The sequence below is a fragment of the Blastococcus sp. SYSU D00695 genome (assembly GCF_054050555.1).
Genome location: NZ_JBJGZP010000039.1, coordinates 1 through 24,067 on the forward strand (window position 1 = coordinate 1; position 24,067 = coordinate 24,067).

At 76.0% G+C, this 24,067-nt stretch carries 24 protein-coding genes and 1 riboswitch; of the genes, 15 read left to right on the forward strand and 9 right to left on the reverse strand.

Annotated elements, in window-relative coordinates:
* The first annotated feature begins 138 nt into the window (after window positions 1-138).
* Together ACI781_RS17875 and ACI781_RS17880 are read left to right on the forward strand one after the other, a co-directional pair.
* Window positions 139-1,416 (forward strand): M48 family metallopeptidase, encoded by a 1,278-nt coding sequence (locus tag ACI781_RS17875; protein ID WP_456567476.1) that lies wholly within the window; start codon window positions 139-141, stop codon window positions 1,414-1,416.
* Entirely contained in the window at window positions 1,413-2,537 is a 1,125-nt protein-coding gene (locus ACI781_RS17880) for a glycosyltransferase family 4 protein (protein WP_456567477.1), read from the forward strand. The genes ACI781_RS17875 and ACI781_RS17880 overlap by 4 nt, the downstream gene beginning before the upstream one ends.
* A gap of 4 nt (window positions 2,538-2,541) precedes the next feature.
* On the opposite strand, the gene ACI781_RS17885 is transcribed toward ACI781_RS17880, so the two are convergent.
* A complete protein-coding gene (locus ACI781_RS17885; protein ID WP_456567478.1) occupies window positions 2,542-4,356 on the reverse strand; it encodes an AMP-dependent synthetase/ligase in 1,815 nt (604 codons plus the stop codon).
* Window positions 4,357-4,515: 159 nt separating this feature from the next.
* On the opposite strand from ACI781_RS17885, the gene ACI781_RS17890 reads away from it, so the two are divergent.
* From ACI781_RS17890 to ACI781_RS17905, 4 genes are read left to right on the forward strand one after another with little or no spacing between them, the layout of a single operon-like run.
* On the forward strand, window positions 4,516-4,947 hold the full coding sequence (locus tag ACI781_RS17890; RefSeq protein WP_456567479.1) for an SRPBCC family protein: 432 nt from the start codon (window positions 4,516-4,518) through the stop codon (window positions 4,945-4,947).
* Between the two features lie 4 nt (window positions 4,948-4,951).
* Window positions 4,952-6,097: an ArsA-related P-loop ATPase gene (locus tag ACI781_RS17895; protein WP_456567480.1), complete on the forward strand. Its 1,146-nt coding sequence runs from the start codon at window positions 4,952-4,954 to the stop codon at window positions 6,095-6,097.
* Window positions 6,094-6,456: a hypothetical protein gene (locus tag ACI781_RS17900; RefSeq protein ID WP_456567481.1), complete on the forward strand. Its 363-nt coding sequence runs from the start codon at window positions 6,094-6,096 to the stop codon at window positions 6,454-6,456. Before ACI781_RS17895 ends, ACI781_RS17900 begins: the two co-directional genes overlap by 4 nt.
* A gap of 1 nt (window position 6,457) precedes the next feature.
* Window positions 6,458-7,447: an ROK family protein gene (locus tag ACI781_RS17905; RefSeq protein ID WP_456567482.1), complete on the forward strand. Its 990-nt coding sequence runs from the start codon at window positions 6,458-6,460 to the stop codon at window positions 7,445-7,447.
* Window positions 7,448-7,480: 33 nt separating this feature from the next.
* Here ACI781_RS17905 and ACI781_RS17910 read toward each other — a convergent pair whose 3' ends face one another.
* Window positions 7,481-8,191, reverse strand: a complete 711-nt coding sequence (locus tag ACI781_RS17910; protein ID WP_456567483.1) for a hypothetical protein — start codon at window positions 8,189-8,191, stop codon at window positions 7,481-7,483.
* The gene (locus tag ACI781_RS17915) at window positions 8,188-9,048 is read right to left on the reverse strand and encodes an alpha/beta hydrolase (RefSeq protein ID WP_456567484.1); all 861 of its coding nucleotides are present in this window, start codon (window positions 9,046-9,048) and stop codon (window positions 8,188-8,190) included. The genes ACI781_RS17910 and ACI781_RS17915 overlap by 4 nt, the downstream gene beginning before the upstream one ends.
* A 116-nt stretch (window positions 9,049-9,164) precedes the next feature.
* Between ACI781_RS17915 and ACI781_RS17920 the strand changes: the two genes are divergently transcribed.
* Window positions 9,165-9,929, forward strand: coding sequence for a lysophospholipid acyltransferase family protein (locus ACI781_RS17920; RefSeq protein ID WP_456567485.1), 765 nt, complete (start codon window positions 9,165-9,167; stop codon window positions 9,927-9,929).
* A gap of 83 nt (window positions 9,930-10,012) precedes the next feature.
* Entirely contained in the window at window positions 10,013-11,308 is a 1,296-nt protein-coding gene (locus ACI781_RS17925) for a cation:proton antiporter domain-containing protein (RefSeq protein ID WP_456567486.1), read from the forward strand.
* Between the two features lie 28 nt (window positions 11,309-11,336).
* Here ACI781_RS17925 and glpK read toward each other — a convergent pair whose 3' ends face one another.
* Complete coding sequence (glpK, locus tag ACI781_RS17930) at window positions 11,337-12,812, reverse strand: glycerol kinase GlpK (protein ID WP_456567487.1); 1,476 nt, start codon at window positions 12,810-12,812, stop codon at window positions 11,337-11,339.
* A gap of 91 nt (window positions 12,813-12,903) precedes the next feature.
* Here glpK and ACI781_RS17935 point away from each other — a divergent pair, with 91 nt between their 5' ends.
* From ACI781_RS17935 to ACI781_RS17955, 5 genes are read left to right on the forward strand one after another with little or no spacing between them, the layout of a single operon-like run.
* Window positions 12,904-13,353 (forward strand): RidA family protein, encoded by a 450-nt coding sequence (locus ACI781_RS17935; RefSeq protein WP_456567488.1) that lies wholly within the window; start codon window positions 12,904-12,906, stop codon window positions 13,351-13,353.
* Between the two features lie 2 nt (window positions 13,354-13,355).
* Entirely contained in the window at window positions 13,356-13,841 is a 486-nt protein-coding gene (locus tag ACI781_RS17940; RefSeq protein WP_456567489.1) for a polyadenylate-specific 3'-exoribonuclease AS, read from the forward strand.
* Window positions 13,842-13,883: 42 nt separating this feature from the next.
* Complete coding sequence (locus ACI781_RS17945; RefSeq protein WP_456567490.1) at window positions 13,884-14,909, forward strand: 6-phosphofructokinase; 1,026 nt, start codon at window positions 13,884-13,886, stop codon at window positions 14,907-14,909.
* Window positions 14,910-14,966: 57 nt separating this feature from the next.
* Window positions 14,967-16,304: a class II 3-deoxy-7-phosphoheptulonate synthase gene (locus tag ACI781_RS17950; RefSeq protein WP_456567491.1), complete on the forward strand. Its 1,338-nt coding sequence runs from the start codon at window positions 14,967-14,969 to the stop codon at window positions 16,302-16,304.
* A 10-nt stretch (window positions 16,305-16,314) separates the two neighbouring features.
* Window positions 16,315-17,316: a threonine aldolase family protein gene (locus ACI781_RS17955; RefSeq protein WP_456567492.1), complete on the forward strand. Its 1,002-nt coding sequence runs from the start codon at window positions 16,315-16,317 to the stop codon at window positions 17,314-17,316.
* A gap of 160 nt (window positions 17,317-17,476) precedes the next feature.
* Here the strand turns inward: ACI781_RS17955 and bfr are convergent, their stop codons facing one another.
* From bfr to ACI781_RS17980, 5 genes are all read right to left on the reverse strand, one after another.
* Window positions 17,477-17,965, reverse strand: coding sequence for a bacterioferritin (gene bfr / locus ACI781_RS17960; protein ID WP_456567493.1), 489 nt, complete (start codon window positions 17,963-17,965; stop codon window positions 17,477-17,479).
* A 112-nt stretch (window positions 17,966-18,077) separates the two neighbouring features.
* Window positions 18,078-18,275, reverse strand: a complete 198-nt coding sequence (locus ACI781_RS17965) for a (2Fe-2S)-binding protein (RefSeq protein WP_456567494.1) — start codon at window positions 18,273-18,275, stop codon at window positions 18,078-18,080.
* A gap of 89 nt (window positions 18,276-18,364) precedes the next feature.
* Window positions 18,365-19,282 carry a deoxyribonuclease IV gene (locus tag ACI781_RS17970; protein ID WP_456567495.1) on the reverse strand — a complete coding sequence of 306 codons (918 nt, stop codon included), beginning with the start codon at window positions 19,280-19,282 and terminating at the stop codon, window positions 18,365-18,367.
* An 8-nt stretch (window positions 19,283-19,290) separates the two neighbouring features.
* Entirely contained in the window at window positions 19,291-21,285 is a 1,995-nt protein-coding gene (pknB, locus tag ACI781_RS17975) for a Stk1 family PASTA domain-containing Ser/Thr kinase (protein WP_456567496.1), read from the reverse strand.
* A gap of 191 nt (window positions 21,286-21,476) precedes the next feature.
* Complete coding sequence (locus tag ACI781_RS17980; protein ID WP_456567497.1) at window positions 21,477-22,946, reverse strand: glycine hydroxymethyltransferase; 1,470 nt, start codon at window positions 22,944-22,946, stop codon at window positions 21,477-21,479.
* 26 nt (window positions 22,947-22,972) lie between these two features.
* Window positions 22,973-23,057: riboswitch (ZMP/ZTP riboswitch) on the reverse strand.
* Between the two features lie 96 nt (window positions 23,058-23,153).
* On the opposite strand from ACI781_RS17980, the gene ACI781_RS17985 reads away from it, so the two are divergent.
* Both ACI781_RS17985 and ACI781_RS17990 read left to right on the forward strand, forming a co-directional pair.
* A complete protein-coding gene (locus tag ACI781_RS17985) occupies window positions 23,154-23,477 on the forward strand; it encodes an Rv2175c family DNA-binding protein (RefSeq protein WP_456567498.1) in 324 nt (107 codons plus the stop codon).
* Window positions 23,478-23,490: 13 nt separating this feature from the next.
* On the forward strand, window positions 23,491-23,883 hold the full coding sequence (locus tag ACI781_RS17990) for a lycopene cyclase domain-containing protein (protein WP_456567499.1): 393 nt from the start codon (window positions 23,491-23,493) through the stop codon (window positions 23,881-23,883).
* The last annotated feature ends 184 nt before the right edge of the window (window positions 23,884-24,067 follow it).

The following is a 24,067-nucleotide window of genomic DNA, read 5'->3' on the forward strand; positions in this document are numbered from 1 at the left end:
CCCCCCCCCCCCCCCCCCCCCCCCCCCCCCCCCCCCCCCCCCCCCCCCCCCCCCCCCCCCCCCCCCCCCCCCCCCCCCCCCCCCCCCCCCCCCCCCCCCCCCCCCCCCCCCCCCCCGACTGCTCCTAAGCTCGGGTCCGTGTCCGCCCGCCGGGCCGCGCTGCTGGCCGCGGTCGTGCTCGGTGGGGGACTCGTCCTGGTCATCGCGCTGCGCACGCCGTGGACCCTGCTGCCCGACCTCCCCGGGGGACCGACCCCGCCCGACCCGGGCGCCGGGCTGCCCGCCGCGCTGGTCCAGCGGGCGGAGGCGTTCGCCGCGGCCATCCGCCCGGCGTCGCTGACCGGGCTGCTGCTGTCGCTGGCGGCGTCGGCCGTGCTCGGGCTGACCCGGCTGGGCCCGCGGCTGGTCCGCGCGGTGGCGCGGCCCCTGGGCGGTGGCTGGGTCTGGCAGGTGCTGCTCGGCACGGTCGCGCTGATGGCCGTCGGCCGGCTGGTCACCCTGCCCGTCAGCGTCTACGGCGAGGTGGTCCGCCACCGCTACGGGCTGTCCACGCGCAGCTGGCCGCTGTGGGCGCGCGACGTCGTGGTCTCCCTCGCCATCGACGCGGCGCTCACGGCGCTGGGCCTGCTCGTCCTGTTCTGGCTGGTGCGTCGGGCGCCGCGGACCTGGTGGGCGTGGGCGTCCGGTGCCGCGGCCGCCCTCGTCGTCGTCGGCTCGTTCCTGTACCCGGTCCTCGTCGAGCCCGCGTTCAACGACTTCCAGCCGCTGCCCGCCGGGCAGCTGCGCACCGACCTCCTCCAGCTGGCGGAGGAGAACGGCACCCCGGTCGAGGACGTGCTGGTCTCCGACGCCTCACGGCGGACGACGTCGCTCAACGCCTACGTCTCCGGCTTCGGCGGCACGCGCCGGATCGTCCTGTACGACACGATCCTCGACCAGCTGCCCGACGCCGAGATCGAGTCGATCGTCGCCCACGAGCTGGGTCACGTGGCCGACGACGACGTCCTCACCGGCACGCTGATGGGGGCGCTGGGCGCCGCCGGCGCGGTGGCCGCCCTGGGCTGGCTGCTGACCTGGACGCCGCTGCTGCGCCGGGCCGGGGCCGAGTCGCCCGGCGACCCGCGGGTGGTGCCCGTCGTCCTCCTGCTGATCGCGGTCGCGACGCTGGTCGCCGCGCCGGTGCGCAACCTGGTGTCGCGTCAGGTGGAGGCCCGCGCGGACCTGCACGCCCTCGACCTCACCGGGGACGCCGCGGCGTTCGTCGCCATGCAGCAGCGGCTCGCCTCCACCAACCTCTCCGCCCCCGACCCGCCGGCCGCCTGGCAGTGGTGGTTCGGGTCGCACCCGACCTCGGCCGAGCGCATCGCCTTCGCCCGCGACTGGCAGCGCGCTGCGGACCTGCGGGCGGACCGGTGAGCCGCACGCTCGTCGTCACCAACGACTTCCCGCCCCGCCAGGGCGGCATCCAGACGTTCGTCGCGGCGCTGCTGGCCCGCCGGCCGCCGGAGTCGGTCGTCGTGCTGGCCTCGCGCTCGGCCGGCTGGGAGGCCCACGACGCCGCGCTGCCCTACCCGGTGGTCCGCCGGCCCACCGGCATGCTGCTGCCCACCCGCGCCACCGCCCGCGCCGCCGTCGACCTGGTCCGGCGGTACGGCTGCGACACGGCGGTGTACGGGGCGGCCGCCCCGCTCGGGCTGCTCGCCCCGGCTCTGCGCGCCGCCGGGGTCCGCCGCCAGGTCGGCATCACCCACGGGCACGAGACCGGCTGGGTCGCCGTCCCCGGCGGCCGGCAGCTTGTGCGCCGCATCGCCGGGGAGCTCGACGTGCTCACCTACATCAGCGACTACACCCGGGGGCGGCTGGCGCCGGCGCTGGCCGGCCGGGGCCGGCTGGCCCAGCTGTCGCCGGGCGTGGACGTCGAGGCGTTCTCCCCGGACGTGGACGGCACCGCGGTGCGGGAGCGGTACGGGCTGGGGGAGGACCCGGTCGTCGTCTGCGTGTCCCGGCTCGTGCACCGCAAGGGCCAGGACGTGCTGGTCGCCGGCTGGGCGCGGGTGCGCGCCCGCCACCCCCGCGCCCGCCTGCTGCTCGTCGGCGGCGGACCGCAGGAGGCCGCGCTCCGGCGGGCGGTGGACGCCCGGGGGCTGGGCGGCTCGGTCGTCCTCACCGGCCCGGTGCCGCCGGAGCAGCTGCCCCGGCACTACGCCGCCGGCGACGTGTTCGCGATGCCCTGCCGCACCCGGCGCGGTGGGCTGGACGTCGAGGGGCTCGGGATGGTCTACCTGGAGGCGGCCGCCTGCGGCCTGCCCGTCGTCGCCGGGACCTCCGGCGGCGCACCGGAGGCCGTGCAGGACGGCGTGACCGGCCGCGTCGTGCCCGACCCGCGCTCGCCGGCGGCCGTCGCCGACACGGTGGCCGACCTGCTCGACGACCCGGCGCGGGCGCGGGCGATGGGCCGCGCCGGCCGCGCCTGGGTCGAGCAGCGCTGGTCCTGGACGACGATCGCGGGGACCTTCGCGGAGCTGCTCTCCGGGTGAGGCGTCAGCTGCTCCGCTCGGCGGGGTCCCTGCCGTAGAGCGACTCCACCTCGGCGTCGTACTCCGCGAGGACCACGTTGCGCTTCAGCTTGAGGCTGGGGGTGAGCATCCCGTTGTCCTCGGTGAAGTCGGTCGCCAGCACCCGGTACCTCTTGATCGCCTCGGCCTGCGACACGGCCTTGTTGGCGTCGGCCACCGCGGCGTCGATCTCGGCGCGCACGTCCGGGTCGTCGACCAGCTCGTCGAGCTTCGTGTCGGGCGACTTCCCCTTCGACTCCAGCCACTGGGGCAGCGCCTCCTCGTCGAGGGTGACCAGCGCGCCGATGAAGGGCCGCCGGTCGCCGACGACGATGCACTGGCTCACCAGCCGGTGCGCGCGCAGCCGGTCCTCGAGGACGGCGGGGGCGACGTTCTTGCCGCCCGCGGTCACCAGGATCTCCTTCTTGCGACCGGTGATCCGGACGAAGCCGTCGGCGTCGAGCTCGCCCAGGTCGCCGGAGTGGAACCAGCCGTCGGCGTCGATCGCCTCCGCGGTGGCCGCCTCGTTGCGCCAGTAGCCGCGCATCACCACGCCGCCGCGGATGAGGACCTCGCCGTCGTCGGCGATCGCGAAGCCGACGCCGGGCAGCGGCCGGCCGACGGTGCCGATGCGCAGCGCGTCGTCGTGGTTGACCGCCGCCGCCGCCGTCGTCTCGGTCAGGCCGTAGCCCTCGAACACGGTGACGCCGACGCCGCGGAAGAAGTGCCCCAGCCGCTCGCCGAGCGGTGCCCCGCCGGACACGGCGCCCAGGCACCGGCCGCCGAGGGCGGCGCGCAGCCTGCCGTAGACCAGCTTGTCGAACAGCGCGTGCTGGGCGCGCAGCGCCAGGCCGGGGCCGCCGGTGTCCTGGGCCCGCGACCAGTCGATGGCCACCTGGGCGGCGCGGTCGAAGATCTTGCCCTTGCCCTCGCCCTCGGCCTTCGCCTTGGCCTGGTTGAAGACCTTCTCGAACACGCGGGGGACGGCGAGCACGAACGTCGGCCGGAACGCGCCCAGGTCCTCGACCAGGTTCTTCACGTCCGGGGTGTGGCCGATGACGGTGCGGGTCCGGACCGCCCCGACCTGCAGGACGCGGGCGAGCACGTGCGCGAGCGGGATGAACAGCAGCAGCGAGCCCTGCGGGCTCATGAACCGGTCGAGCAGGCTCATGCCGTTGCCGACCTCGAAGAGGAAGTTGCGGTGGGTGAGCTCGCAGCCCTTGGGCCGGCCGGTGGTGCCGCTGGTGTAGATCAGCGTGGCCAGGCTGTCGGCGGTGAGCGTGGCCCGCCGCGCGTCGAGCTCGCTGTCGGGGACCTCCGCGCCGGCGGCGGTGAGCGTGCCCAGGGCGTCGTCCTCGATCACGTACACGGGCCCGAGGTCGGGTGCCTGCTCGCGGACGGAGTCGACCGCGGCCGCGTGCTCGCCCTTCTCCACGATCATGGCGGTCGCGCCGGAGTCGGCGAGGATCCACGCCACCTGGTCCGGGCTGGAGGTCTCGTAGACCGGGACGACGACGGCCCCCGCGGTCCACACGGCGTAGTCGACGACCGTCCACTCGTAGCGGGTCCTGGCCTGCAGGGCGACCCGGTCCCCGGCCTGGACGCCGGCGGCGACCAGCCCCTTGGCGACGCCGCGCACCTGCTCGCCGAACTCGCGCCAGGTCACGTCCACCCACCGGCCGGACCGCTGGACGCGCAGGCCCACCTCGTCACCGTGCTCGGCGACGTTCTCCGCCAGCATGTCGGGCAGGGCCTCGTCGGGACCGACCTCGGTGGTCGCCGGGACGCTGAACTCGCGCACGCCTGGTCCTCTCTCCCGCACCACGCCTCGGGCACCGTCGCCCGGCCGGTCCCGGTGGGAACGCCTGGCACGCAAATCTAGCCGCAGGTCACTACCGGTGAGTAGCCGAAGCGGGCGGCTCGCGGGGCCGCGGGACCCGGAGCGGCTAGCCTGCTCGGCATGGCCGACCAGTCCACCCAGTCGATCGTCGTCGACGCGCCCGCCGCGGATGTGATGGCGGTGATCGCCGACTTCGACGCCTATCCGACCTGGGTGGCAGCCGCCAAGCGGGTGGAGGTCCTCGAGGCCGGCCCCGACGGGCGGGCCAAGCAGGTGCACTTCGTGCTCGACGCGGGGGCGGTCAAGGACGACTACGTCCTGGACTACACGTGGGAGGGCGACCGTCGCGTCTCGTGGCGGCTGGTCCGCGGGCAGATGCAGAAGCGCCAGGAGGGCTCCTACACGCTGGTCGAGACCGGCGGAAGCACCGAGGTCACCTACGCCATCACCATCGACCTCTCGATCCCGATGCTCGGGATGATCAAGCGCAAGGCCGAGAAGGTCATCCTCGACACGGCGCTCAAGGAGCTCAAGAAGCGCGTCGAGGGCTGACCCGGTGCCCACCACCCTGGTCACCGGTCCCGGTGGTGCCGGGTCCTCGACGCTGGCCGCGGCGCTCGCCGTCCGCGCCGCGCGGGCGGGCCGCACCGCCGTCCTGCTGTCCCGGCGGCCCCTGCCGGTGACGGGCGTCGCGGGGCTGCGCGTGGTGACCGCCGACCCGCAGCGGGCGTTCGAGGGGCTCTGGTCGGCGGCCGGTCCCGCGCTGTCGGCGGCGCTGCCCGACCTCGCGCTGCCGCCGGCCAGCTCGGTGGTCGCGCCGCCCGGCGCCGGTGACGTGGCGCTGCTGGCCGAGCTCGCCCGGGCCGAGGCCGACCCGGGCGTGGACGTCGTCGTGGTCGACGCCGGCCCGCTCGACGCCGCCCTCGCGCTGCTGTCCCTGCCCGGCGCCCTGCGGTGGTGGCTGGGGCAGGTGCTGCCGACCCGGCTGCGGATGCTCGGCGCCGTCCGCACCGCCGCCGTCCGGTCCGGTGCTGTCCGCAGCGGGCCGGTGGACGCCGCCCTGGCGGCGGTGCCGGCCCTCGAGCGGCTGCTGGACGCGGTCCAGCTCGCCGACCCGGCGCGGACGCAGGTCCGGCTGGTGACCCAGGCGCGCCCGGCCGACGTCGACGCCGTCCGCGCCGCCGTCCCCGCCCTGGCGCTGCACGGGCAGTCCCCGGTCGCGGTGCACGCGCGGGTGCTGCCGGACGGCGGCCCGCGGGGGTGGTGGGCCGAGCGCGCCGCCGAGCAGGAGCGTGCCCTCGCCGGGCTGCGTGCCCTCGCGCCCGTGGTCGCCGTGCCGGAGCTGGCGACCGCCCCGCGGGACGCCGACGAGCTCGCCGCCCTCCCCGGGGAGGAGCGCGACGCCGCCCCCGTCCCGGTACCCGCGCCGGTCCGGGTGGCGGGCGGCTGGCGGCTCGCCGTCCCGCTGCCGCACGCCCGGCGGGGCGAGCTGGAGCTGACCCGGTGGGACGACGACCTGGTGCTCACCGTGGCCGGCACGCGGCGCTCGCTGCGGCTGGACCCGCTGCTGCGCCGCTGCGTCGTGACCGGGGGCTCGCTGGTCGACCCCGGCACCGCGCAGGCGCGGCTGCACGTCGACTTCGCACCCGATCCGCAGCAGTGGCCGGCCGACCTGCTGGCCGCCGAGGGGAGCACCGCATGACCACGGCGGAGGACTGGCTGGACCAGGCGCGGCGCCTGGTCGCCGGGCTCGGGCAGTCGCTGGCCGCCGCGCCGGCCGGCAGCACCGGCGGGGCGGACGGCGGGGCGGACGGCGCCCACCGCGGCGACTGCCGCTGGTGCCCGCTGTGCCAGGCGGTCGCGGTGCTGCGCGGCGAGCGGCCGGAGGTGACGGCGGCGCTGGCCGACGTCCTCACCGCCGCCGCGTCGGCCCTGCGGGGTCTGGTCCCCGAGCCGGGAGCGACCGACCGGCCCGGGGCGACCGACCGGCCCACGGCGCCGGCCGCCGACGTGCCGCCGGGCCCCGCCGGCCCGGTGGTGCAGCACATCGAGATCGCCTGAGGTGGGCCCGACGGCGGTCGGCGTGGACATCGGCGGCACGAAGGTCGCCGGGGGGCTGGTCACCGCCGACGGCTCCGTCCTGCGCACCGCCCGGCGCGACACCCCCGGCGCGTCCCCGGCCGAGACCGAGGACGCGATCGTGGCGGTGGTCGAGGAGCTCACCGCCGGGGCGGCCGTCCCCCCGGTCGGCGTGGGGGTCGGGGCGGCCGGCTGGTTCGACCGCTCCGGCGACACGGTGCTGTTCAGCCCGCACCTGGCCTGGCGCAACACCGCGCTGCGCCGGGACCTGGACCGGCGGCTGACGCTGCCGCTGTGGGTCGGCAACGACGCCGACGCCGCGGCCTGGGCCGAGTACCGCTTCGGTGCCGCCCGCGGGGCGGAGCTGGCGCTGATGATCACGCTGGGCACCGGGATCGGCGGCGGCATCGTCCTCGGCGGCCGCCTGCAGCGCGGCGCCCACGGCGTCGCGGGGGAGTGGGGGCACATGCGGGTGGTGCCCGACGGCCGGCTGTGCGCCTGCGGCAACCGCGGGTGCTGGGAGCAGTACGCCAGCGGCACCGCGCTGGCGCAGGCCGCGCGCGAGGTGGCCGTCAGCTCCCGGGCGGCCGCCGCCGGCCTGCTCGAGCGGGTGTCGGGCCGGGTGGAGGACCTGACCGGCGAGGTCGTCGCCGCGGCCGCCGCGGACGGTGACGCGCTGGCCCGCGAGCTCATCGCCGAGCTGGGGGCTTGGCTGGGGCAGGGCATCGCCGACCTGGCCGCCGTGCTGGACCCCGACGTCGTCGTCATCGGCGGCGGGGTCGGCGTGCTCGGCGAGGCGGTGCTGGGCCCGGCGCGGGAGCGGCTGCAGCGGACGCTGCCGGGCCGCGGCTTCCGGCCGGGACCGGAGGTCGTCGCCGCCGCGCTCGGGGCGCAGGCCGGCCTGGTCGGTGCCGCGGACCTGGTCCGCGCGTCGCCGGCGGCGCCGTCCCCGGGCCCGGTCGCCGAGGGGTGACCGGGGCGCGCCGCCTGGACGACCGCCCGCTGCCTAGACGACCGCCCCGTCGTCGCCGTCGTCCACCGAGCGCTCGCGCATCCGCGACACCAGCAGGGAGACGCCGGCGACGACGGCGGCCACGCCCAGCACGAGGCCCGCGTCCAGGGACAGTCCGACCGCCGACGGGGCGATGATGAACAGCGCACCCGCCGCGATCAGCAGCGTGGCGTACAGCGAGTGCGGCGACGGGATCCCCACCGGGGGCGGCGGCGGGGGCTCGTAGTGCTCGTCGGGCCGGTCGAGCACCGGCAGCTCGTGCGGCGCGGGCGGCGCGGGCGGCGCGGGCGGTTCGTGCCCGGCGGGGCCGCGCTCGACCACGACCCGGCCGTTCTCGGCCTCGAACGCCGAGACGATCCGCGCCCACTCGGCGTCCTCGTCCAGGTCCCGGCGCGCCGGCCGCCGCTCGGGCGCCGGGCTCCGCGCCGGCGGGGGAGCGTGCTCGTCCCCGTGCTGCTCCACCAGCTCCCGGCCCTCCCGCACCCGGGCGCGGTCGACGAACAGCCGGTCGCTCGGGGGGCTGGGCAGGAACACCGTGCGCGTGTACGGGCCGACGTCGGTGGCCGGCTCCAGGTAGGCGGCGATGCCCGCCTCGCGCAGGACGTCGAGCAGGTGCTCGCCGACCCGCGGGTCCACGTCGCGCAGCGGGGACCACAGGGCCGCGTCCAGGCCGTTGTCGCGCCGGCCGCGCCGCGGGGTGGTCACGCGTCCGCCCCGGTCGCGGGGACGCGCTCGCGGATCCAGGCCACCGACTCGGCGAAGACCCGCGGGGCGTCGTTGTCCAGCGTGGCGACGTGGTAGCTGTCCTCGAGCAGGACCTCGGTCGTGTCGGCGCTGGAGACGCCGGCGAGCAGCACCCGGACCGAGGCCGGCTCCACGACGTGGTCGGTGACGCTGCGGAAGACCAGCAGCGGCGCGCTCACCCGCGCGAGGTCGGCCCGGGTCGCCGTCCACAGCCGGCGCAGGCCCAGCACCGCGCGGGTCGGCAGGGTGGTGTAGGCGCGCTCGTCGACGCCGGGCTTCTTGACGTCGTTGGCGATCGCCTTCCACCGCGGCGTGAGCCGGGCCAGCAGCGGCAGCAGCTTCGCGTCGAGCCGCTCGGTCAGCAGCGAGGGGTTGACCAGCACGAGGGCCGCGACGTCGTCGGGGCGCAGCTCGGCCAGCCGGACCGCCAGCGTCCCGCCCATCGACAGCCCGGCGACGACCACCCGGTCGCACTCGGCGCGCAGCTCGTCGAGGGCGCCGGACACGGCCCGCACCCAGTCCTCCTCGGTGCTGAGGTTGCAGTCCTGCCAGATGGTGCCGTGGCCGGGCAGCAGGGGGCCGCGCACCGCGAAGCCCTCGGCGGCCAGGTGCTCGCCCCACGGCCGCATGCTGAACGGCGACCCGGTGAAGCCGTGCACCAGCAGCACGCCGGTGCCCCCGCCCGCCGGGCCGCCCGGGAACGCGAACGGCTCCGCCCCGGGGACGACGGCGGCGCCGCCGGCGGGCGCGGCGGGAGGCCGGGCGGAGGTCCCGGGGATCCCGGGCGACGACCCGGTGGGGGGCACGGTGGGCGGCACGGCACTCCTCGGCTCCGGGTGCGGCGCCGGCCGGCGGACGGCGGTCGCGGTACGGCAGCGGGCGGATTGTCCTTCCGCCGCGCGGCTCCCTAGTCTTGCAGCTCGGCGAGGGAGGCGTGTTGTTCTACTGGTTCCTCAAGTTCGTGGCGATCGGGCCGTGGGTCACGCTCGTCTTCCGGCCGCGGGCCGAGGGCGTGGAGAACGTGCCGCGGACCGGTGCGGCCATCCTCGCGAGCAACCACCTGTCGGCCGCGGACTGGATCTTCATGCCGCTGCAGCTGCGCCGCCGCGTCACCTTCCTCGCCAAGGCCGAGTACTTCACCGGGACCGGCGTGAAGGGCTTCCTGCAGCGGGCGTTCTTCTCCGGTGCCGGCCAGGTGCCCATCGACCGGTCCAGCGCCTCGGCCGCCGAGGACGCCATCCGCACCGGCGTCCGCATCCTGCACGACGGCAAGTTGCTGGGCATCTACCCCGAGGGCACGCGCTCCCCGGACGGGCGGCTGTACCGCGGCAAGATCGGCGTCGCCCGCATGGCGCTGGAGACCGGGGTGCCCGTGGTCCCGGTCGCGATGACCTACCGCAAGCGCAGCATCCCCCTGATCGGCCGGCGCCTGCCCGCGGTGTGCGTGAGGATCGGCCGCCCGCTGGACTTCTCCCGCTACGAGGGGCTGGCGGGGGACCGCTTCGTCGAGCGGTCCATCACCGACGAGATCATGTACGAGGTCATGACGCTGTCGGGCCAGGAGTACGTCGACGTCTACGGCGCCCAGGTCAAGAAGTCCATGGACACGACCGGGGTGAGCGCCTCGGAGGCGGTCAGCCGGCTGCAGCCGCCGCCGAGCGAGGCCGCCGACCGCGCACCGGAGACCCTCGCCGGCTGACGCGCGACCGGCCGGTCGACCAGCGCGGGAGCGGGCCGGCCGCTCGACGCGCCGGGACAGGGGCGGCCGCACACACTGGGGCGATGGAGCTGGACCCCACCGGGGTGGCGTACGCCGTGGCGGGGGGCGCGACGCTCCTGGCGGCCTTCCTCCCGCGCGCGCTCAGCCGGGCCCCGCTGTCCATGCCGATGGTCTTCGTGGGGCTCGGGGTGCTGGCGTTCGCGCTGGCCGAGGACCTGCCCTCGCCGGACCCGCTCGCCCACGGGCCGGTCACGGTGCACCTCACCGAGGTCGTCGTCCTCGTCTCGCTGATGGGCGCGGGGCTGGCGCTGGACCGGCCGCTGGGCTGGCGGCGCTGGTCGACCACGTGGCGGCTGCTCGCCGTGACGATGCCGCTGACGGTCCTGGCCGTGGCCTTGCTGGGGAGCTGGCTGCTCGGCCTGGGCGCCGCCGCCGCGCTGCTGCTGGCCGCCGCGCTGGCTCCCACCGATCCGGTCCTGGCCAGCGAGGTGCAGGTGGCCGAGCCGACCGAGGACGTCGAGAGCGAGGACGAGGCCCGCTTCGCGCTGACCTCCGAGGCCGGGTTGAACGACGGGCTGGCCTTCCCCTTCACCTACGCCGCCATCGCCGTGGCCGGTGTGGGCCTGGCCCCGGGGGGCTGGCTGGGGGAGTGGCTGCTGGTCGACGTCGGGTGGCGGCTGGTGGCCGGGGTGGGCACCGGCGTCGCCGTCGGCTGGGGGCTGCGGGCGGTGTTCCTCTCCCGCCCGGCCGAGCGGGTGGGGCTGGCCGAGCGCGCGGAGGGCTTCATCGCCCTGGCCGGCATCGCGCTGGCGTACGGCCTGGCCGAGCTGGTCGGCGGCTACGGGTTCGTGGCGGTGTTCGTCGGCGCTTGCACCCTCCGTGCGGGGGAGCGGGCGCACGGCCGGCACCAGGTGCTGCACGCCTACGTCGAGCAGCTCGAGCGGCTGCTCACCGTTGTCGTCCTCGTGCTGGTCGGCGGCGCGGTCGCCCGGGGCGTGCTCGCCGGGTTGGCGTGGACCGAGGTCGTCCTCGCCGCGCTGTTCCTGCTGCTGGTCCGGCCGCTGACCGGCTGGGTGGCCCAGTTGGGCGCCGGGACCGGGCGTTGGGAGCGCAACGCCATCGCCTTCTTCGGCGTCCGCGGGGTCGGCTCCCTGTACTACCTCGCCTACGGCCTGGAGGAGGCCGAGTTCCCGGGCGCCGAGCAGCTGTGGCGGGTGGTCGTCCTCGTCGTCCTCGGGTCGGTCGTCCTGCACGGCGTCACGGCCGGACCGGTCATGTCCTGGCTGGACCGGCGGCGGGCCGCGCGGGCCCGGCAGGTCCACGGCACCGAGGAGAAGGCGCCGGTCACCGCCGTGTGACCGGCCGCGCCCGCACCCGGACGACGGTTCAGCCGGTCCAGCGGCCGGCGCGGCCGACGGCGTCGCGCCAGCGGTCGTGCCGGCCGTCGTCGCGGCGGCCCGGCTCCGGGTCGAACCGTCGGTCCAGCGCCCACGTGGCGGCCAGTTCCTGCTGCCCGCCCCACACGCCGGTGCCCAGGCCCGCCAGGAACGCCGCGCCCAGCGCCGTCGTCTCCGTGACCCGCGGCCGGCGCACCGGGACCCCCAGCTGGTCGGCCTGCAGTTGCAGCAGCAGGTCGTTCGCGCTGGCCCCGCCGTCGGCCGACAGCTCCGGCACCTGGAGGCCGGCCTCGGAGACCATGACGTCGACGACGTCGCGCACCTCGAACGCGATGGCCTCGAGCGTGGCCCGCGCGAGGTGCGCCCGCGTGGTGCCGCGGGTGAGGCCGAGGATCGCGCCGCGGGCGTGCGGGTCCCAGTGCGGGGCGCCCATGCCGGTCAGGGCGGGGACGAAGACGACGTCGCCGGAGTCGGGCACGGTCCGGGCCAGGCCCTCGACCTCGGCGGCGGAGTCGATGAGGCCCAGTCCGTCGCGCAGCCACTGCACCGCCGCGCCGGTCACGAACACCGCCCCCTCCAGCGCGTAGACCAGCCCGTCGCCGACGTCCCAGGCCACCGTGGTGAGCAGGCCGGCCGCCGAGCGCACCGGCGTCGGCCCGGTGTTGGTCAGCACGAACGAGCCGGTGCCGTAGGTGCACTTGGAGTCGCCGGGGGAGTAGCAGGCCTGCCCGAACAGCGCGGCCTGCTGGTCCCCGGCGATCCCGGCCACCGGCAGCGCCAGCCCCAGGAAGGCGTCGGGGTCGGTCGTGCCGACGACGCCGGAGCTCGGCACCAGCTCCGGCAGCGCCGAGCGCGGCACGTCGAACAGCTCGCACAGCTCGTCGGACCAGTCGCCGGCGGCCAGGTCGTAGAGCAGGGTGCGGCTGGCGTTGCTCGGGTCGGTGACGTGCGCGGCCCCGCCGGTGAGCCGGTGCACCAGGTAGGAGTCGACCGTCCCCAGCACCAGCGACCCGCCGCGGACGTCGTCCCACAGGCGGGGTTCCTCGGTGGCCAGCCACGCGTACTTCGTGCCGGTGAAGTACGGGTCCAGCCGCAGCCCGGTGAGCTCGGCGACCCGCGGCTCGTGCCCGGCGTCGCGCAGCCGGTCGCAGACGCCGGTGGTGCGCCGGTCCTGCCAGACGATCGCCGGCCGCGGGGACCGGCCGGTGCGGCGGTCCCAGACGACGGCGGTCTCGCGCTGGTCGGTCAGGCCCACGCACGTCGGCGGCTCGTCGCTGCCGGCCAGCGCCGCGCGGCAGGCGGCCAGCGTCGCCGTCCAGATGTCCTCGGGCTCGTGCTCCACCCAGCCCGGGCGCGGGAACAGCTGGGCGAACTCGCGGTACCCGCGGGACAGGACGCCGCCGTCGGACCCCACGACCAGCGCGGTGACCCCGGTCGTCCCTGCGTCGATGGCGAGTACCGGCATGCCGGCGAACCTATCGGCGGTCCCGGGGGCGCGCAGGCGTGCCGCGGGCCCCCCGCACGACAGCGGACCGGCCGTGCCGCAGGATCGGGCGGTGGCCTCCGGCATCGAGCTCGTCCGCCCGCCCGGTCTGAGCGGCACCGTGCCCTACGCGTACGCGGCCGTCACCGACCCCGGGCGCACCGTCTACACCGCCGGCGCCTGCCCGCTGGACGCCGACGGGGCCACCGTCGCCGTCGGCGACGTCGCCGGGCAGGCCCGCCGGGTCATGGCGAACCTGGCCGCCACCCTGGAGGCGGCCGGCGCGGGCCTGGGCGACGTGCTGCGGACGACGGTGTACGTGGCGACCACCGACCGCGCGGACCTCCTCGCCGCCTGGGAGGTCGTGCGGGCCGCGTTCGGGGACCACGACGCGCCGAGCACCCTGGTCGGCGTCACCGTGCTCGGCTGGCCGGACCAGCTCGTCGAGGTGGAGGCCGTCGCCGTCCGGGACAGCTGGGAGGAGCCGGCGCCACCGCACGACGGCCCGGGGCGGGGCGACTGACCGTGCGGCGCTTCTTCTACGACACGGAGTTCATCGAGGACGGGACGACGATCGACCTGGTCTCCATCGGGGTCGTCGACGAGACCGGCCGGGAGTTCTACGCCGTCAGCACCGAGTTCGACGACCGGCGGGCGATCCCGTGGGTGCGGCGCAACGTGCTCGACCAGCTGCCGCCGCCGTCGGACCGGGCCTGGCGCAGCCGGCAGCGGATCCGCGAGGACCTGCTCTCCTTCCTCACCGGGCCCGGCGAGGAGGTCGAGCTGTGGGCCTGGTTCGCCGCCTACGACCACGTCGCGCTCGCCCAGCTGTGGGGCCCGATGACCGCGCTGCCCCGCGCCATCCCGCGCCTGACCCGCGAGCTGCGCCAGCGTTGGGACGACGCCGGCCAGCCGCCGCTCCCGCCCAAGCCGGCCGGCACGCACGACGCGCTGGTCGACGCCCGCTACAACCTGGCCCGGTGGCGGGCGATCGAGGCCGCGCACCGCTGAGGTGCGGTTGGATGGGCGGCGACGACCATCGCGGAGGTGCCCATGCGCATCGGGGTCCTGACCGGCGGCGGCGACTGCCCCGGGCTCAACGCGGTCATCCGTGCCGTGGTCCGCAAGGCCACCGGCCTCGGCGACGAGGTGGTGGGGTTCCGGGACGGCTGGCGCGGCGTCCTCGACGGCGACGCGGTGCCGCTCGACCTCGCCGCCGTCCGGGGGCTGCTGCCGCGGGGCGGGACGGTGCTGGGCACCTCCCGCACCAACCCCTACGCCGTCGAGGACGGCGAGCGGCGGCTGCGCGACACCCTGCAGCGGACGGGCGTCGACGCCCTGGTCCCCATCGGCGGTGAGGACACCCTCGGGGTCGCCGCGCGGCTGGCCGCCGGCACCGGCGTGCAGGTCGTCGGCGTCCCGAAGACGATCGACAACGACCTCGAGGGCACGGACTACACCTTCGGCTTCGACACGGCCGTCGGCGTGGCCATGGAGGCCATCGACCGGCTGCACACCACCGGCGACAGCCACCACCGCACGCTGGTCGTGGAGGTCATGGGCCGGCACGCCGGGTGGATCGCGCTGCACGCGGGCATGGCCGGCGGCGCGACTGTGGTGCTGGTGCCCGAGCGGCCCTTCGACGTCGACGCCGTCGTGGCGCACTGCCGGCACCGGTTCGAGTCCGGCTTCTCCCCGATCGTCGTCGTCTCCGAGGGCGCCCGGCCCGCGGACGGTGACCTGGTGACCTCCACCGGCCAGACCGACGCGTTCGGGCACGTCCGGCTCGGCGGCATCGGCGCCGCGCTGGCCGCCGTCGTCGAGGAGCGCACCGGCCGGGAGGCGCGCGCGGTGGTGCTGGGGCACGTCCAGCGCGGCGGTACGCCCTCGCAGTTCGACCGGGTGCTGGCCACGCGGTTCGGCCTGGCCGCCGTCGACGCCGTGCGCGAGGGCGCGACCGGCGTGATGGTGGCGCTGCGCGGAACGGCGATCGTGCGGGTGCCGATCGGCGAGGCCACCGCCCGGCTCAAGCTGGTGCCGCTGGAGCGCTACGCCGAGGCGGAGGTGTTCTTCGGCTGACGGGCCCCGCAGGTGCGAGTGCCCGGGGCGGCGGAACCGCCCACGTATCCTGGGGCCGTGAGCCTGATCGAGCCTGCTGAGCTGGTCCCCGACCTGGACCGGTGGCGGGAGCTGCCCGCCGCCCAGCAGCCCGAGTGGCCCGACCGCGCAGCGCTGGACACCGTGCTGGGCACCCTGTCGACGGTGCCGCCGATCGTGGCGCCCAGCGAGGTCGACCACCTGCGGGCGCAGCTGGCCGAGGTCGCGCAGGGCCGGGCGTTCCTGCTGCAGGGCGGGGACTGCGCCGAGACCTTCGACCTGAACACCGAGCCGCATCTGCAGAGCACCACCCGGACGCTGCTGCAGATGGCCGTCGTCCTCACCTACGGTGCGAGCGTCCCGGTGGTCAAGGTCGGCCGGGTGGCCGGCCAGTACGCCAAGCCGCGCAGCTCGAACACCGACGCGCTCGGCCTGCCCTCCTACCGGGGCGACATGGTCAACTCGCTGGAGCCGGTGCTGGAGCAGCGCATCCCCGACCCCAACCGGCTGGTGCGCGCCTACGCCAACTCGGCGGCGGCGATGAACATGATCCGCGCCTACGCCCGCGGTGGCCTGGCCGACCTGCACGCCGTGCACGACTGGAACAAGGACTTCGTCGCCACCTCCCCGGCCGGTGTCCGCTACGAGGTCATCGCCCGCGAGATCGACCGGGCGCTGGCCTTCATGAAGGCCTGCGGCATCGACTCCGACGCGCTGCGCGGGGTGGAGCTGTTCAACAGCCACGAGGGGCTGATCCTGGACTACGAGCGCGCGCTGACCCGCGTGCACGAGGGTCGCGCCTACGCCGCCTCGGCGCACTTCGTGTGGATCGGCGAGCGCACCCGCCAGCTGGACGGCGCGCACGTCGAGTTCTTCTCCCGCATCGCGAACCCCATCGGCGTCAAGATCGGGCCGACGACGACGCCCGAGCAGGCCGTCGAGCTCGTCGAGCGGCTCGACCCCGAGGGGGTCCCCGGCCGGCTCACGCTGATCAGCCGGATGGGCAACGGGAAGATCCGCGACGTCCTGCCGGCGATCGTGGAGAAGGTCACCGCCAGCGGGCACACGGTGGTGTGGCAGTGCGACCCGATGCACGGCAACACCCACGAGTCCTCCACCGGCTACAAGACCCGCCACTTCGACCGGGTGGTCGACGAGGTGCTCGGCTTCTTCGACGTGCACCGGGCGCTGGGCACCTGGCCGGGCGGCATCCACGTGGAGCTCACCGGCGAGGACGTCACCGAGTGCCTGGGCGGCGCGATGGAGATCAGCGACGAGGACCTCAACAGCCGGTACGAGACCGCCTGCGACCCCCGGCTGAACACCGGCCAGTCGCTGGAGCTGGCGTTCCTCGTCGCCGAGATGCTGCGGGGCTGAGACCGGGCCCGTGATCGACCTCCGCTCGGACACCGTCACCCGGCCGACGACCGGGATGCGCCGGGCGATGGCCGAGGCCGAGGTCGGCGACGACGTCTACGGCGAGGACCCGGCGGTCACCGCGCTCGAGGAGCGGGTGGCGGCGATGTTCGGCCACGAGGCGGCGCTGTTCGTGCCCTCGGGGACGATGGGCAACCAGATCGGCATGCGCCTGGTCTGCGAGCCGGGCCAGGAGGTGCTCTGCGACGCCGACGCGCACGTGGTCACCTACGAGATGGGTGCCGCGGCCGCCGTCTTCGGCATCTCCACCCGCACGGTCGTCTCCGACCGGGGGCTGCTCGACGCCGAGGCGCTGATCGCCCAGGTGCGCCCGCGCGACGACTGGCACCTCACGGCCACCGCCGCGATCGCCGTGGAGAACACGCACAACCGCGGGTTCGGCCGGGTGCAGCCGCTGGCCGAGCTCGAGCGGCTGTTCGCCTGGTCCCGCGAGGCCGGTGTCGCCGTCCACCTCGACGGGGCGCGCATCTGGAACGCCTCCGTCGCCTCCGGCGTGGACCTCGCGACCTACGGCCGGCTGGCCGACACGGCCTCGGTCTGCTTCTCCAAGGGCCTGGGGGCGCCGGTGGGGTCGGTGCTGGTCTCCTCGGCCGATCGGATCGCCACCGCCCGGCTGTGGCGCAAGCGGCTGGGCGGCGGCATGCGCCAGGTGGGTGTGCTCGCTGCGGCCTGCACCCACGCGCTCGACCACCACCTGCCCCGGCTGGGGGAGGACCACGAGAACGCGCGGCTGCTCGCCGAGCTGCTGGGTGTGGACCCCGCGACCGTCGAGACCAACATGGTGGTGCTGGACGACGTCGCGGCGCCGGTGGTCGCCGAGGCGGCCCGGGCCGAGGGCGTGCTCGTCTCGCGGGTCAGCCCCCGCCGGATCCGGCTGGTGACCCACCTCGACGTCGACCGGGCCGGCATCGAGCGCGCGGCCGCGGTCGTCGGTCGGCTGATCGGCCGCTGAGTCCCGGGGCTGCCGGGCCCCGTTGTGCAGTTGTCCACGTCATCGGGCGCGGATGCGGTGGACATCTGCACACCTGCTCCCGTCGCCGGCGCGGGCTGACCCGCCGGGACGGCGACGGGCCCGCACCCCGGGGGAGTGCGGGCCCGTCGTGGCGGGTGCGTCAGTGCGCGCCGGTGGTGGGGTGCTCGATCTGCCCCGCGAGGTAGAGCTGCTCGCCGATCGTGTCCATCAGGTGCAGCTGCGTCTCGAGGTAGTCGATGTGCTCCTCCTCGTTGCCGAGGATCTCCTCGAACAGGGCCTTGGTGACCCGGTCGCCGACCTCGTCGCAGTACGCGGCGGCGGGGCGCAGCCGCTCCACGACCTCCAGCTCGATGGCCATGTCGGCCTCGAACTGCTCGCGGACGGTCTGCCCGATGCGCAGCGACGACAGCCGCTGGTAGTTGGGCAGGCCCTCGAGGAAGAGGATGCGGTCGGTGAGCCGCTCCGCGTGGACCATCTCCTCGATGGACTCCTTGCGGGTGTAGGCGGCGAGCTTGTTGTAGCCCCAGTTCTCCTGCATCTTGGCGTGCAGGAAGTACTGGTTGATCGCGGTGAGCTCACTGGTCAGCTGCTCGTTGAGCAGCTGGATGACGCGGGCGTCGCCCTGCATGGCGGTCCTCCTGGGGTGCGGCTGCGACGAGGCTAGCCGCAGGTGTGGGGGCGCCACCCGCTCAGGTCGACCTTCGCGAGGGCAGGCTCACCTGCGCTTTCGGCGTTCTCGGTCAGGCGGCGTCGGCCGTGACGCGCAGGCCGTGCAGCGGGTCGACGGCGCTGATCCGGTCGCAGATCCGGTCCAGGCAGCTGCCGCAGCCGGTCCCGGCGCCACAGGCGTCGCCGACCGCCTCCTCGGTCCGCGCCCCGGCGTCGATGACCTGTGCCAGCTCGGTCTCGGTGACGGCGTGGCAGATGCAGACGAACACGGACGCGCTCCAGGGGGCAGTCGGGAAGGCATCCCTAAGTTAGCGCAGCCTTGCCTGTCTGCCAAGGAGAGGAGCGGGTCCGCCGGGGCTCAGGCGGCGTCGTCCTCGGCGTCCCCGCTGGTCGCCGTCCCGTCGCGGAGCGCGCACAGCAGCGCGATGTCCCGGGCGTGCCCGCCCCACGGCGTCCCGTCGGCCTCGCTGGGCGTCTCGACGACGACCGGGACGCCCGACGTCGACGGGTGCGCCAGCAGCTCCGCGAACGGCGCCGCGCCGATCTCGCCCTCGCCGATGGTGGTGTGCCGGTCCCGCTTCGAGCCGCAGCCGTCGAGGGAGTCGTTGGCGTGCACCAGGCCCAGCCGGCCGGGGCCGACGGCGGCCTCCAGCGCGTCGAGGGTGGCCGTCATCCCGCCGGGGGCGGCCAGGTCGTGACCGGCGGCCCAGGCGTGGCAGGTGTCGAAGCAGACGCCGACCAGCGGGTGCATGTCCAGCGCCGCGAGGTACGGGCCGAGGTCCTCGACGGTGGCCGCGAGCGACTTCCCCCCGCCGGCGGTCGGCTCGATCAGCAGCCGCGGACCGTCGGCGGGCGCGGCGTCCAGCACCGGCAGCAGCCGCTCGTGCAGCTGGCGCAGCGCGGCCTCGTACCGGTCCTCGCCGACGGCGGAGCCCGCGTGCACCACGACTCCGGCGCAGCCCAGCTCCGCGCCGCGGGCCAGGTTGTGGGCGATGCTCGCGATCGACGCCTCGACGGTCGCCTCGGTGGGGGAGCCGACGTTGACCAGGAACGGCGTGTGCACGAACGACGGGATCCCGCGCTCGGCGCAGCCGGCGGTGAACGCGGCGTCCTGGGCCGGGGTGCCGGCGGTCAGCTTCCAGCCGCGCGGGTTGCCCACGAACACCTGTACGGCGCGGGCGCCGGTGGCGTCGGTGTAGGGGAGGCCGCCCTTGGCCAGGCCGCCCTTGATCTGGATGTGCGCGCCGACCGGCGGCGCGACACGGGGTGTGCGCACGTGCTCCCTCAGAAGGCGGCCAGCAGCCGGACGGTCGTGCCCCAGTCGACGACCTCGTCGCCGCCGGGGCTCTGGTAGCGGACCGTGGAGCCCGCGATGAAGGTCTGCACCTCCACGCGCAGCCCGAGGGCCTCGAGCTGCGCCTTGGCGTCGTCCAGGTCCTTGCCGGTGACGTCGGGGACGGTGATCTGCGGCAGGCCCTCGGAGACCTGGATGGTCACGGTGCTCGCGTACGGGGCCTCGGCGCCGACGCCGGGGTCGACCGCCATGACCTCGCCGGTCTCCACGTCGGGGCTGCGGCCGGTGGTGCGCGCCACGGTGAAGCCGAGCTGCTCCAGCGTCGCCTGGGCGTCGTCGGCCGCGACGCCGACGACGGCGGGGACGGCGACCGGCGCCGGCCCGCGGCTGACGTAGACGGTGAGCACGCTGTCCCGCGGCATCGGGGTCCCCGGCTCGGGGTCGAAGCCGGTGACGTTCCCGACCGGGACGTCGTCGTCGTAGTCCTGGACCTGGTTGACCGCGATCGGCACGCCCTCGAGCTGGGCGAGCACGTCGTCGAGCGGCTGCCCGGTCCAGGCGGCGTCCACGAGGAACCGCTCGGGGCCCTTGGAGACCGTCAGGCGGACGTCGGTCCCGCGGATCGCGTCGCCGCCGTCGGGGTCGGCGGAGATGACCTGGCCGGCGGGGACGTCCTCGTCGAAGACCTCCTCGCAGCAGTCGGGGTCCAGCCCCGCCTCCTGCAGCTGACCGATCGCGGCGTCCTGGTCCAGCCCCACCAGGTCGGGGACCGTCGTCCAGCGCCCGGAGCCGAACCACCAGCCGACCGCGCCGACCGTGATCGCCAGCAGCACGACGATCGCGACGGCGAGGCGGGCCCGGCGGCGGCGGATGTGGTCCGGCACGCCCGGCCGGGGCCGCGGCGGGCCGGGCCGGGCGCCGGCGACGTCGGTCGTGGGGCCGGCGCCCATGCCCGGCAGCATGCTGGTCCGCGATCCGCGGGCCCGGCCGGCGCCGAGCACCTCGGTGCCGTCGCCCGGCGAGCTGGGGTGCTTCTGCGGGCCGGTGGCGCGGGGCCGGGTCGGCCGGTTGGTCGGGCGGAGCGTGTCCGGCCCGGCGGTGCTGCGCCCGGTCGGCACCGGCACGCGCGGGATGCCGACGTCGGAGCGGACGTCCTCGAGGTCGGCCAGGAACGCGCCGGCGTCCAGCGGCCGCACGACCGGGTCGCGGCGGGTGGTCCGGGCGACGAGCTCGTCGACCTGCCAGGCCAGGCCCGGCACGTCCTCCGACGGCACCGGCACGTCGTGGTGGACGTGCTGGTAGGCCACGGCCAGCGGCGTGTCCCCGCCGAAGGGCGGGTGGCCGGTGAGCATCTCGTAGAGCACGATGCCGGCGGCGTAGACGTCGCTGCGGGCGTCGGCCCGGCCGCGCTCGAGCTGCTCGGGGGACAGGTAGGCGACCGTGCCGATGAGCACGCCGCCGGTGTGGCTGGTCTGCCCGGTGCCGACGACGGCGCGGGCCAGGCCGAAGTCGGCGACCTTGACGACGCCGTCGTGGCCGATGAGGACGTTCTCCGGCTTGATGTCGCGGTGCACGATGCCGGCCCGGTGGGCGGCGGCCAGGCCCGCCAGCACCGGCTCGAGGACGGCGAAGGCCTCGCCGACGGTGAGCCGGCCGCGGGCCTGCAGCAGGTCGCGCAGCGTGCGCCCGCGGACGAGCTCCATGACCAGGAACACCAGGCCCTGGTCGCTGCCCTGGTCGCTGACGCTCACCACGTTCGGGTGGCTGAGCATCGCCGCGGCCCGTGCCTCGCGGGTGAAGCGCTCCACGAACGACGGGTCGTGCATCAGGTGCTCGGCCATCACCTTGACCGCGACGGTGCGGTCCAGCCGCAGGTCGGTCGCGGCGTACACGGTGGACATCCCGCCTCGGGCGAGCCGCTCCTCGAGGCGGTAGCGCCCCTCGAGGACCAGCCCCACCACGGGGTCGGTCACGGCGGTGTCCACGCTGTCGAGTGTAGGAGCGCGAGGCGCTGGTCAGGCCCGCCACGCGCCGGGGCGCGCCCCGGCGGGACCAGCAGTCCCACCGGCCACGCCGGGGCCCGGGCGCCGGGCGCGCGCACCGCGGCGTGTCCTCCCGCGCGCACCGTGCGGGAGGACACTGACCGGCCCGTCAGGGCCGTCGCCGGACGGGCCGGTCAGCTCAGGTCGAGGCCCGGGTACAGCGGGTGCGCGGCGAGCATCTCGGCCGAGGCGGCGCGGGTCTTGTCCGCCAGCCCCTGGTCCATCACGTACTTGGCCTTGGACGGGCTGCCGTCGCGGGTGGCGGTGGGCGAGGTGGCCGACAGCACGTCGGTGATCAGCTCGGCCACCCGGTCGAACTCCGCGGCGCCGAAGCCGCGGCTGGTCAGCGCCGGGGTGCCGATGCGGACGCCGGAGGTGTACCAGGCGCCGTTGGGGTCGGCCGGGACGGCGTTGCGGTTGGTCACGATCCCGGCGTCCAGCAGCGCGGACTCCGCCTGCCTGCCGGTCAGCCCGAAGGAGGTGACGTCGATGAGCACCAGGTGGTTGTCGGTGCCGCCGGTGACCAGGGTCGCGCCGCGCCGGGACAGGCCCTCGGCCAGGCTCTGCGCGTTGTCGGCGACCGCCTGGGCGTAGCCGGCGAACTCCGGGCGGCGGGCCTCGGCGAACGCGACGGCCTTCGCGGCCATCACGTGCGGCAGCGGGCCGCCGAGCACCATCGGGCAGCCGCGGTCGACGGCGTCGGCGTACTCGGGCTGGGCGAGGACGAAACCGCCGCGCGGGCCGCGCAGCGACTTGTGGCTGGTGCTGGTGACGACGTGGGCGTGCGGCACCGGGTCGAAGTCCCCGGTCAGCACCTTGCCGGCCACCAGCCCGGCGAAGTGGGCCATGTCGACGACGAGCGTGGCGCCCACCTCGTCGGCGATCTCGCGCATCTTGGCGAAGTCCACGCGGCGCGGGTAGGCGGAGTAGCCGGCCATCATGATCAGCGGCTTGAACTCGCGGGCCCGGGCGCGGACGGCGTCGTAGTCCAGCAGGCCGGTCGCCGGGTCGGTGCCGTAGGAGGACTGGGCGAACATCTTGCCGCTGATGTTCGGGCGGAAGCCGTGGGTGAGGTGGCCGCCGGCGTCCAGGCTCATGCCGAGCATCCGCTGGTCGCCCAGCGCGCGGCGGAGCGTCGCCCAGTCCTCGTCGGTCAGGTCGTTGACGTGCCGGACGCCGGCCCGCTCCAGGGCGGGGGACTCGACGCGGGTGGCCAGCACCGCCCAGAAGGCGACGAGGTTGGCGTCGATGCCCGAGTGCGGCTGCACGTAGGCGTAGGGGGCGCCGAACAGCGCGCGGGCGTGCTCGGCGGCGAGCGCCTCGACGGTGTCGACGTTCTGGCAGCCGGCGTAGAAGCGGTGCCCGACGGTGCCCTCGGCGTACTTGTCGCTGAACCAGTTGCCCATGGTCAGCAGCACCGCGGGGCTGGCGTAGTTCTCGCTGGCGATCAGCTTGAGCGAGGCCCGCTGGTCGGCCAGCTCGCTGGTGATCGCGTCGGCGACGCGGGGCTCGACCGAGCCGATGACCTCCAGCGCGGCCTTGTAGGCGGTGCTGGCGGCCGCGGCGTCGAAGGGGGTGGCCAGTCGGGGTGTCGCATCGCTCATGGCGGGCTCCTGCGCGGCGTCGTCGGAGTGTGTGCCCAGGCGCCCGGCGGGGTTGCAGGGCCGCTCCCCGGTGGTCGGCTCCACCTCGATGCGCCAGTCACGGCCCGCCGGGGATGGTACCGGGGCCGGTGCGGCGAGGTCGTGCGGGACGCCGCGCCGGGGTCCGGGGTGGGAGGGGTGCCCGCGCGCGCCATAGGCTCGGAGCCCATGGAGACGCTCACCGCCGCGGAGGTCGCCCAGGCCCTGGGGGTCTCGCCCAACCGGGTCCGCCAGCTGCTGCGCGAGTACAAGCTCATGGCCGTGCCCGGCAGCGGGAACAGCCGCATCCCCGCCGACTTCCTCCAGGACGGCCAGGTGCTGCGCCACCTGCCCGGCCTGCTGACCGTCCTCAAGGACGGCGGCTTCCGGGACGAGGAGGCCTTCGAGTGGCTGTTCCGCGAGGACGAGACGCTGCCCGGCACCCCGGTGCAGGCCCTGCGCGACGACCGGCACACCGAGGTCACCCGCCGGGCCCAGGCGCTGGCGTTCTGACGCTGGTGATCCCGTGGGCCACCTGACGTACCTGGCGCTGCTGGCCGGGTGCCTCGTGGTCACCGCGCCGCTGGAGGTGTTCCTGCGGGTCCGGGTCTACGCCCGCTGGCGGTTGCTGCTGGTCGCGGTGCTGCCCGAGTTCACCGTCTTCGTCGTCTGGGTGCTGTACGCGATCGCGCAGGGGCACTGGGACTACTCGCCGTCGCTGACGCTCGACGTCCGGCTGCCCGGCGGCATCCCGGTCGAGGAGGTGCTGTTCTTCCTCGTGGTCCCGCTGTGCTCGGTGCTGGCGCTGGAGGCGGTGCGGAGGGTGACCGGCTGGGACGCCGGCTACCCGGTCGACGACAGCCTCGGGCGCATCGCATCGCAGCGCGGAGCGGACCGGGGCGCGGAGTCGGCCCCGTGAGCACCGTCGAGCAGCCCGCGGCGCCGGGGAAGGACATCCGATGAGCGCCGTCGGGCCGCCCTGGCGGTGTTCCTGGCGGGGGGGGGGGGGGGGGGGGGGGGGGGGGGGGGGGGGGGGGGCCCGGGCGGGCCGCCCCCGCCCCCTGGGCCCGCGCCCCCCGGCCGCGAGCCCCCGCCCGTCGGCC